The sequence below is a fragment of the Nostocoides sp. genome (genome assembly GCF_035343835.1).
GTDB classification, from domain to species: domain Bacteria; phylum Actinomycetota; class Actinomycetes; order Actinomycetales; family Dermatophilaceae; genus Nostocoides_A; species Nostocoides_A vanveenii.
This window is the reverse complement of sequence record NZ_DAOQZV010000119.1, coordinates 1-9,526: the sequence shown is the minus strand read 5'-3', so window position 1 is coordinate 9,526 and position 9,526 is coordinate 1. Positions and strand designations below refer to the sequence as shown.

Here is a 9,526-nt window from a genome sequence, read left to right as displayed (position 1 = left end):
CTGCGCAGGTGCGTGGCCCGATACGGTCGACACGCCGGCCGCGTGTCCGCGACGACGAGCCGCTATGGCAGCAGCAACCGCACGGCGCAGCCACCACATGGCCAGGCCGGTGGCCACGACGCCAAGCACCGGCCAGACCCAGCGAACCGCCCCGAGGCTGGCGAGCAGGGCGCTGACGAGCGTGAAGACGCTGGCACCGATCACGAGCACGCCACGAGTCGCGCGCCCGAAGAACGGCACCTTGCTATCGCTCGCCGGGGCCGAAGCGCGCGCTTTGGAGGTCGCTCGCGCCGTCGCCGCGGAGACGGAACTGACGGTCCTGCTGCCCAGCTCCCGGGCCCGCTCGCCGGCCTGACGCGCGGATTGTGTTGCCGCATCACGATGTTCGGTCGAAGCCGCCGAACGAGCCGTCGACGCGACGCGGTCCGCGAGACGACGACCGGCACCGCGGGTGAAGTCGGACGGATCGGCCTCAGCTCCGCCCCGGCTCACGGTGAGGGCATTGCGGTGCACGCGCGCCGAGGAGGCTGCGGCCACCGTGGGCGCGTCGCTCTCGGGCAGACCTTTGCCCCGGTCGAGGATTCGCATCGACTCCGAGAAGCGGTCGACCGTCCGGGCAGTGGCGAGATGTTCGCGCCGGCCCACCCAGTGCTGCACCAGATAGGCAGCCCAAATGGCAATGACGACAAGGAAGATCACGCTACTGGGCTGCACGGGACCACCGTAGGCAGCGCGCTCGCACTACCCGGGGAGCATCGTCGGTGTGTCGCCGAGCCGGCCGGTTTTGTTCCGGCAGAAGGCCGCCCCGCGCCCGCCTCAGGGCGAGACCACACGCAAGAATCGCCTCCCAGGACCACGCGGGCGACCCGCGAAAGGCCCGCGAACGACCCCGCCGGTCAGAGCCGCCCGATCAGCCCCCGGGGTCCGAGATCCTCACTGGTGACAGCAAAGGAGAGATGGTCACGCCAGTCGCCATCGATGTGCAGATAGTTCGGCCGCAGCCCTTCGGCCCGGAAACCGAGCTTGCGCACAACAGCGAGCGAGGCGAGATTCTCCGGGCGGATGTTGATCTCGATCCGGTGCAGATTCCCCGCCCGCAGGACGTAATCGCCGGCCAGTGCGACCGCCGTCGGAGTCACGCCACGGCCGGCATACGCCTCGCCGACCCAGTAGCCCATGGTGCAAGAGCGGAACGCCCCCAACTCGATATTGCTGACATTGAGTTGCCCGGCCAGCGAGCCATCCACGGTGATCCCGAAGGCGAGCACCCGGCCGGCCCGGCCTTGCTCGCGCTGCGTTCGCAGCATGCGGGCGAAGCTCACGCGACGCGAGGACCCGTCGGGATTGGTCGGTTCCCACGGCCGCAGCCAGTCCCGATTGTGTTGTCGCAGAGCGAAAAAGGCGTCCTTGTCCGACCGGCGCAAGGGCCGCAGGCCGATGCTCGAACCGTCCGCCAACCGACCCGAGAGCTCGACCGGCCAGAGCCGCTGCCCCACGCGTCAGTCCGAGACCTGGGTCGCTGGCGACGGATGGTCGCCGCCGCGCACCTGGCTGATCACGTGTCCGATCACGGGCTCCAGGACCGTCAGCGCATCCCGCACGCCGCCCGGCGACCCCGGCAGGTTGACGACGAGGCAGGTCCCAGCCAGACCCGCGAGGCCACGCGAGAGCATCGCGGTCGGCACCCCCGCCGCGACACCGGCAGCGCGGATCGCCTCGGCGATCCCCGGGATCTCGCGATCCAGCAGGGGGCGGGTCACCTCGGGAGTCGAGTCCGTCGGGGCGCAGCCGGTGCCGCCCGTCGTGATCACCAGGTCGTATGCCGTGACCCCCGCGCGCAGTTCCCGCGCCACCGGTTCACCGTCGGCCACGACGACCGGATCGTCCACGTTCGCGCCCCAGGCTCGCAGGGCATCGCGAATCAGCGGCCCTCCCCGGTCCGGGTAGACCCCTGACGACGCCCTCGTCGACGCGGTGACGACCAGCGCCCGCACGCCTGCCAGGGCCGCGTGATCAGCCATCCACGGGCTCCGATTCGATCCAATCCCCTGACCGCCCACCGGATTTCGCCGTGACCCGGATGTCGGTGATGCGCCCGTGCTTGTCGATCGCCTTGACCATGTCGATGACCGTGAGCGCGGCGACGGCGACGGCGGTCAGCGCCTCCATCTCGATGCCGGTCCGGTCCGCGGTGCGCACGGAGGCCCGGATCTCGACCGCTTCGTCGGTCACGCTGAGGTCGACGTCCACGCCGTGCACGGCGATGGGATGCGCTAGCGGAATCAGCTCGGGTGTACGCTTGACCGCCTGAATGCCGGCGATCCGGGCGACGGCCAAGGTGTCACCCTTGACCACCTCACCCGCCCGCAAGGCCTCAATCGCCTTGGGCGAGAGCAGGACTCGCCCGGCCGCCGACGCCTCCCGTGCCGTCACCGCCTTCGCGGAGACATCGACCATGTGGGCCGACCCGTCGGCCCGCACGTGCGTCAGCTCGCCACTCACGCGGTCAACTCCCGGTCGCCGAGCAACCAGACCTCGACCTCGTCACCGGTCTTCAGTCGCGTCGTTGCCTCGGGGACTACGACGAGGGAGTTCGCGCGCACCAGATCGTGGATGAAGTGCGAGCCTTGACCCACAACAGGATCCACCAGCCAGCCGGCATCGGTCCGGGAGGTCACCGCCCGGGCGATTTGGGTCCGGCCGGCCGGCGAGGTCAACTCGTGCCCCATCACCCCGCGCACGATGCGGCGCTCGTGCGTCGTGCCCATCATCGCGTCCAGGGCGGGCGCGACGAAGACCTCGAAGGAAACGAAGGCCGACACCGGATTGCCCGGCAGCGCGAAGACTGGAACGCGCCGCGGCCCGAACAGCCCGAAGCCCTGCGGCTTGCCTGGCTGCATCGCAACCTGGACGAAGTCGACGCCATGCGCGGCCAGCGCGGCCTTCACCACGTCGTACGCGCCCATCGAGACGCCCCCGCTGGTGATGATGGCGTCGCACCAGCCGGCGAGCGTGGTCAGCAGGGCAACCAACTCGTCGGGGTCGTCGCCGACACTCAGGCGTTCCACCGTCTGCGCGCCCATGCCCTCCACCGCCGCGGCCAACATCAGCGAGTTCGACTCGTGGATCTGCCCGGGCCGCAGGGGCCGGCCCGGTTCGATCAGCTCGTCACCGGTGGAGATCACCGCGACCCGGGGACGGGGCCGCACGCGCAACATCGGGTGACCGGTCGCCGCCGCCAGCGCGATGGTGCGGGCGCCCACCCGCGTCCCCGCCGGTATGACGACCGCACCCGCCCGAACGTCCTCGCCGGCGGGGCGGATAGACCGGCCCGCCGGCACGGGGGCGCACACACTCACCTGATCCACGCCGCCGTCGGTCCGCTCCACCATGACAACGGCGTCTGCGCCCGCGGGCATCATCGCTCCGGTCATGATGCGCACCGCCTGGCCCGGGCCGACAACGAGACCGGCGGCGTCCCCGCCGGCCGCTACCTCACCGACGACGCGGAGCACCTCCGGCCGGTCATCGCTCGCCTCGGCGACATCGGCGGACCGAACGGCGTAGCCGTCCATCGCGGAGTTGTCGAAGCCCGGCAGGCCCACGCGGGCCACAACGTCGGTGCACGTCACCAGCCCGCAACAGGCGGACAACTCCAGCTCGACGGGCTCCGCCGCAGCCACCGCTGCGAGGATCGCTTCGCGGTGTTCCGCGACCGACCGCATCTCAGACGGTCCCGGCGAGGACAGCGCCGTCGGGGATGGTGCGCGGGCCCTCGCCGCCGACGACGACATCGCCGACACACCTGACGTTCGCGCCGAAGGTGGCGTCACCGGGCACCGACAAGCTGATGCACTCGCGCATGCTCGGCACGCCTGCGGGGAAGCGCGCGAGATAGCCCGGCACGTGGGTAAAGACGGCGCCTAACGAGATCGCGGGCTCGGCGTGCGTGATGGTCGAGACGAGCTGGGCGTCGTCATCGAGCTCAAAGATGTCGGACTGCACGAGGAGCAACTCGTTGGTGGACTTCACCGGCCGGAACCGGCTGCGGGGCACCGCAATCGCCCGTGACCCCTCGAACACCTCGATGGCCGCTCCCATGGCCGACTCGATCTGGATGACCTTGGTCGATCCCTTGTCGGTCGGGTCGACGGTCTTGCGGTTGACGATGATGGGCAGCCCGAGCACGCCGTCGCCGTCTGCCAGCAGCCCGGCCAGCACCTCGATGTCGACCCACAGGTTGTTGGCATGGAAGAGCGTGTGCCGCGTGTTGTCCTGGAAGTAGTGGTCCTCACCGGGCGCCACCATGGCCGAGTCGCGCAGGATCAACCGGCCGTCGGTCTTGCGCACCGCGAGATGGCCGCCCTTGCGATCGTTCGCCGTGCGCTCGCAGACCTCCGCGGCATACGGGATGTCCTTGGCGATCAGCCAGGCCGCGATGTCCGGATCGCAGGTCGCACCGAGATTGTCGGCATTGGACAAGAAGACATAGCGGATCCCCTTGGACCGCAAGGCCTCCAGCAGGCCGGCTCCCTGGAGGGAGACGAAGACATCGCCGTGCCCGGGCGGGCACCACTCCAGGCTCGGGTCCGCCGGCCACGACACCGGCTCCAACCCGTCCGCGGTCAGCTTCGGCTCGGCATTCTGGAGGAAGTCGAGGGGCAGCCCGTCGACGGCCAGGTCGGGATACGCGGCCAGGATGGCCAACGACTCCTCGCTGGTGCGGAAGGAGTCCATCAATAGCAGCGGGAGGTCCACGGCATACCGCCGGCGCAGGGCGAGCGTCTGCCGGGCGATGATGTCGAGGAAGGTCAGCTCGCCGCGCACCTGCAGCGCGGTCTTGGGGCCGCTTAGGCCCATGCTGGTGCCCAGCCCCCCATTGAGTTTGATCACCGCGACCTGGGCGAGGGCCGCGCGCCGTTCTTCCTCGCTGACCTGAACGTCGGCCAGGCTGGTGACCTCGCTGAGAGGATCGATCGTGTCCTCGGGAATCAGCCCCTGCGCACCCGACTCCAGCAACCGGTAGAAGCGCTCGAAGACCGCGATCGCGGCCGCCGACGTCCCCCGCTCGGTCATGGCCGCCCGCGCCTTTGCCAGCCCTTCGTCGCTCATGGTGCCAGCCTACGATGCCCCCCATGACGCTGACGGCGAAGCAGCAGACGCGGGCAGCCCACCGGGCCAGACGCCGGGCCATCGCGGCCGAGCGCGACCTCCGCGCCGACGGCGTCGCGCTGGCCGGGCATCTCGAACCGCTCATCGCGCGTCTGGGGATCGGCCCCGGGGACGTGGTCACGGCATACGAACATCTCCCCCACGAGCCGCACACCGACGCCGTATGCCGCCTGCTCGCCGTCAGGGGCGCGCGCGTCATCGTGCCGATCACCTTGCCCTCCTTCGACCTCGATTGGTTCGCCCTGGACGATCCGGACCGCACACCCCTGGGCCTGGACGCCGTCGCGCGCTGCCGGCTGCTCCTCATACCGGCACTGAGCGTCGACGCCCTTGGCAACCGGCTGGGGCAGGCCGGTGGATGTTATGACCGCACCCTGCCACGGGCCACCGACAACGCCGTGGTGGTCGCTCTGCTGCACCCCGGCGAGCTCGACGAGCGCCCGCTGCCGACCGATCCGTGGGATCGACCAGTCGATCTGGTGCTGACAGCGAACGGACTGAGCGCGGTGGGACCGGATCGGCGGCGCCGGCTGGGAGACTGAGCGCAACACTCCCCGTCGATACGAATGAGGCCCCACCGTGTTCCCCTTGGCGACCGATCTGGCCGCGGGATTCACGCTGGGCGAGCTGACCATAGCGCTGCTGGTCGGCTCCCTCATTCTCATCGTCTGCGTCGCGGCGATCCGTCTCTCCACACGCACCGGCATGCCGTCGCTCCTGATCTACCTCGCCGTCGGCCTAGCGGTCGGGGAGAACGGCCTCGGCATCGGCTTCGAATCCGAGCAACTGACCCAGGTCCTCGGCTATGCCGCCTTGATCCTCATCCTCGCCGAAGGTGGCCTCTCGACCCAGTGGTCGGGGATCCGCGGCGCCGTGGGGCCCGCGCTCATTCTCTCCACCGTTGGCGTGGTCGTCTCGGTCGCCGTGGTGGCCACCGCCGGTCACTACGTCCTCGGCTGGAGTTGGGTGACCGCCCTGCTCATCGGGGCGATCCTGTCCTCCACCGACGCTGCCGCCGTCTTCGCCGTGCTCCGCAATGTGCCACTGCCACGACGCCTGACCGGAATGTTGGAGGCCGAGGCCGGCTTCAATGACGCCCCGGTCGTCATCCTCGTCACCGCGCTGAGCGCCTATGCCGCGCACACCGGCGAGGTGATCTCCCCTCTCTGGCTGCCCTTCGTCGCGATCGCCGAACTGGCCGGCGGGGCGCTGATCGGGCTGCTCGTCGGCTACCTGGGCGGTCGGCTGATGCGCCTGTCGGCGGCGGGTGCCTCCGGCCTCTTCTCCATCGGCATCATCGCCGTCACCGTCCTGGCGTATGCCGTGGCCGCCTCCCTGCACCTGTCCGGCTTTATCGCCACCTACCTCGCGGCCCTAGTCCTGGGCAATATGGGGCTGCCGCATCGCGCAGCCGTCCATGCCTTCGCCACCGGGGTCGGCTGGCTGGCCCAGATCGGCCTCTTCGTGCTCCTGGGCCTGCTCGCCTCGCCGAGCGGTTTCCCCACGCAAGTGGTCCCCGCCCTGGTCATCGGCCTGGTGCTGCTCATCTTGGCCCGGCCGTTGTCGGTGGTTGCCTCGACGATCCTGTTCGGCTATTCGCGAGCAGACCGGCTCTTCTTGTCCTGGGCCGGCCTGCGCGGGGCGGTTCCTGTCGTCCTCGCCACCGTGCCCGTCACCGCCAAGGCACGCAATGTCGACTGGATCTACGACCTGGTCTTCGTCCTGGTCGTCATCTTCACCCTGGTTCAGGCACCGACGCTGCCGTGGGTGGCGCGGATCCTCGGGGTCACCGAGAGCCACAAGGCGCGCGAGATGACCGTGGAGTCCACCCCCATGGATGACCTCGGCGCGCAGTTGCTCCACGTGGACATCGGCCCGGCGTCCCATCTGCACGGCGTCGCGATCTTTGAGTTGCGCCTGCCGGACGGCGCCGACGTTGCGCTGGTGGTACGCGACGGCCAGACGATGGTCCCCACCGGGCGGACCACGCTGCGCCATGACGACCAACTGCTTGTCGTGTGCACGAATGCCGCGCGCGAACGGACCGAGAAGCTGCTGCACTCGATCAGTACGGCCGGCCGGCTCGCCGGGTGGTCGGCTCGGCCCGCCAAGGATCGCAAACGACCGGGGCGTCCCGGGCGCGGCACCGTCGGCAGCGTGGGCGACAAGGCCGAGTGAGCTCGGGCGGTCGCGCTGGCGCGGAATGTTCGACACGGTGGTCGCCTTTATAGTTTGAGCAACTTTCCCGCATCGTCTTCGGCGCTGCACCTCGTGCCGCCTGCCGGGCAGCAGGTCGGGTGATCACCCCACCTACTGCGCGCTTGGCGGCACCACTCAACGGAGGAATCGTGCCTACCTATGCCTATGCGTGCGCCGACTGCGGGCACGCCTTCGACATCGTCCAGTCCTTCGCCGACGACTCTCTGACCGTCTGCCCGCAGTGCCAGGGTCGGTTGCGCAAGCAGTTCAATGCGGTCGGCGTGGTGTTCAAGGGCAGCGGTTTCTATCGGACCGACTCGCGCTCGGGGAACTCCGGCACGTCCGCCTCGAGCGGCGGGTCGTCATCGACATCCGCCACGTCCTCCGACGCCACCTCGGGCAGCGACAAGGCAGCCGCGGCCACCGACACGACGGCTGCCTCACCGGCCAAGGGGTCGAGTGCGACGACGCCATCGTCCACAGGTTCGACGGGCAAATCCGCAGCATCCACAGCCTGAGGGCGGGGGCCTTCCGGCCCGTCAGCTCGATGCCTAGCGTGGCGGCATGCCACTGAATCTGCGGTCCCGGACAACCTTGCTGGCCGCCCCCGAGTCGCCTTTTGCCGGGCTCGTCGGTGCCGGCCGGCGAGCGGCCTTTCGACGCCGGCTGATCCGCCGAATCGCGGCGGTCGCCCTTCTGGTGATTGCGGGGACGCTGATCGTGATGCGACCGGGTGCGGCGGGGCCGGCCGACCCGGTGCCCGATGTCAATGGTCACGCGACCGGCGGTGCGCTGCTGCCGACGGGGTTACCGAGTGCGTCGGCATCCCCGACCAGCACCCCCAGCGCTTCCGGGACGTCGGCACCCGGACCGGGAGACGGCGCAGGAGCGGTTGACGTGCCCCCCGGCCGCATCGGCATCGTCGTGCCCATCGACGCGGCGCTCGCCCCTCGCCTGCAGCCGGGCGATCGGGTCGACATCTACCGATCCGGCAGCAGCAAACATGTGGCCACTGAGGCCCTTGTGGTTGATGTGACACGCCCGGCTGCGTTGCACGACTCGGATTTCGGTCCCGCTTCCGGCGCCGATCCCTCGGCCGCGACGGCGACCGTCTTCGTCGCGGTCCTGGCCCGCGAAGCCGCCGGCATACCCGCTGGTCAGCGCGGGTCGGAGCGATCCGCCACCGCGTGGTGGGTCACGGTGCTCCCGCGGACGCCGAGCACAAATCCCTGAAGACTTATGCCACCAAAAGGCGCAGGACCGGGAGACAAAGCGTCGATGAGAAGACCGTGAAAAAGTCCGGTATACTTGTCGGCGGCTCACATGTGAGCACGGCGCCTCCCGACGGTGGTGATGGCGCGAAAGATCACCTCACCCAAAGGAAAAAGAGAATCCCATGAAGGGTTTCAAAGAGTTCGTCATGCGCGGCAACCTCGTTGAGCTTGCCGTTGCCTTCGTCATCGGCGCGTCCTTCGCGACCGTCGTCAAGGCCTTCACCGACATGTTCATGTCCATCCTGGGCAAGATCGGTGGCAACCCCAACTTCAACTCCTACCAGCCCGGTGGCGTGCCGGTCGGCGCGTTCCTGACCGCCCTGATCGCGTTCCTCATCGTCGCGTTCGTCATCTACTTCTTCGTCGTCAAGCCCTACGAGGCCGCCAAGACCCGCTTCGTCGCCCCGGCGGCCGAGGCCGTTGACGCCAACACCGTTCTCCTCACCGAGATCCGCGACGCGATCCGAGCCGGCCGCTGACCCCTTTAAGCAGCGGCGCTAAGTAACGCCCGAGCGGGCCGGACGGAAGGAAATCCCTTTCCGTCCGGCCCGCTGGCAATTGCCCAGCGCACCTATTAGGCAGCATGTGGTTTTCTCAAGACCTGCGCACAAGCCGGCGCCGGGCGGATGAGTAAATGGACAGAATGTTTAGGTGATCGACTAGGTAATTCGATTCCGGAAAGCACTGCGTCTGCGAAGTGCGCGCTGATCAGCCCCAGTGCGGTGGCCGGTTCTCACGCAGCCAGCGATCATGCGCCGACTCCGGGACCGGCGGCAGCGACGTAGGCTGTCCGTCGTTCGTCCGGGCTTTGCCGGCTCCGGCAGCAGGCCCGGCTGAGGGCGTCCCCGCAACTCGACGCACGTCGCGCGGCTCGTTCGCCG

At 69.3% G+C, this 9,526-nt stretch carries 11 protein-coding genes; 5 read left to right on the top strand and 6 right to left on the bottom strand.

Annotated elements, in window-relative coordinates; all coding sequences use genetic code 11:
* From PKH97_RS09785 to PKH97_RS09760, 6 genes are all read right to left on the bottom strand, one after another.
* A partial coding sequence (locus PKH97_RS09785; protein ID WP_324387221.1) for a hypothetical protein occupies positions 1-714 on the bottom strand: 714 nt, incomplete at its 3' end.
* Positions 715-896: 182 nt separating this feature from the next.
* Positions 897-1,496, bottom strand: coding sequence for a GNAT family N-acetyltransferase (locus PKH97_RS09780; RefSeq protein ID WP_324387220.1), 600 nt, complete (start codon positions 1,494-1,496; stop codon positions 897-899).
* Positions 1,497-1,499: 3 nt separating this feature from the next.
* Complete coding sequence (locus PKH97_RS09775) at positions 1,500-2,021, bottom strand: MogA/MoaB family molybdenum cofactor biosynthesis protein (RefSeq protein ID WP_324387219.1); 522 nt, start codon at positions 2,019-2,021, stop codon at positions 1,500-1,502.
* The gene (gene moaC, locus PKH97_RS09770; RefSeq protein ID WP_324387218.1) at positions 2,014-2,502 is read right to left on the bottom strand and encodes a cyclic pyranopterin monophosphate synthase MoaC; all 489 of its coding nucleotides are present in this window, start codon (positions 2,500-2,502) and stop codon (positions 2,014-2,016) included. The genes PKH97_RS09775 and moaC overlap by 8 nt, the downstream gene beginning before the upstream one ends.
* Positions 2,499-3,683: a gephyrin-like molybdotransferase Glp gene (glp, locus tag PKH97_RS09765; protein ID WP_324387217.1), complete on the bottom strand. Its 1,185-nt coding sequence runs from the start codon at positions 3,681-3,683 to the stop codon at positions 2,499-2,501. The genes moaC and glp overlap by 4 nt, the downstream gene beginning before the upstream one ends.
* A 43-nt stretch (positions 3,684-3,726) precedes the next feature.
* The gene (locus PKH97_RS09760; RefSeq protein WP_324387216.1) at positions 3,727-5,112 is read right to left on the bottom strand and encodes a UTP--glucose-1-phosphate uridylyltransferase; all 1,386 of its coding nucleotides are present in this window, start codon (positions 5,110-5,112) and stop codon (positions 3,727-3,729) included.
* A 23-nt stretch (positions 5,113-5,135) separates the two neighbouring features.
* On the opposite strand from PKH97_RS09760, the gene PKH97_RS09755 reads away from it, so the two are divergent.
* The 5 genes from PKH97_RS09755 to mscL all read left to right on the top strand — a co-directional run bounded on the left by PKH97_RS09755 (position 5,136) and on the right by mscL (position 9,124).
* Positions 5,136-5,714, top strand: coding sequence for a 5-formyltetrahydrofolate cyclo-ligase (locus PKH97_RS09755; protein ID WP_324387215.1), 579 nt, complete (start codon positions 5,136-5,138; stop codon positions 5,712-5,714).
* Between the two features lie 37 nt (positions 5,715-5,751).
* Positions 5,752-7,350, top strand: a complete 1,599-nt coding sequence (locus tag PKH97_RS09750; RefSeq protein ID WP_324387214.1) for a potassium/proton antiporter — start codon at positions 5,752-5,754, stop codon at positions 7,348-7,350.
* A gap of 170 nt (positions 7,351-7,520) precedes the next feature.
* A complete protein-coding gene (locus PKH97_RS09745) occupies positions 7,521-7,889 on the top strand; it encodes an FmdB family zinc ribbon protein (RefSeq protein ID WP_324387213.1) in 369 nt (122 codons plus the stop codon).
* 46 nt (positions 7,890-7,935) lie between these two features.
* A complete protein-coding gene (locus tag PKH97_RS09740) occupies positions 7,936-8,604 on the top strand; it encodes a hypothetical protein (protein ID WP_324387212.1) in 669 nt (222 codons plus the stop codon).
* Between the two features lie 163 nt (positions 8,605-8,767).
* Positions 8,768-9,124 (top strand): large conductance mechanosensitive channel protein MscL, encoded by a 357-nt coding sequence (gene mscL, locus PKH97_RS09735; RefSeq protein ID WP_324387211.1) that lies wholly within the window; start codon positions 8,768-8,770, stop codon positions 9,122-9,124.
* Positions 9,125-9,526: the final 402 nt, after the last annotated feature.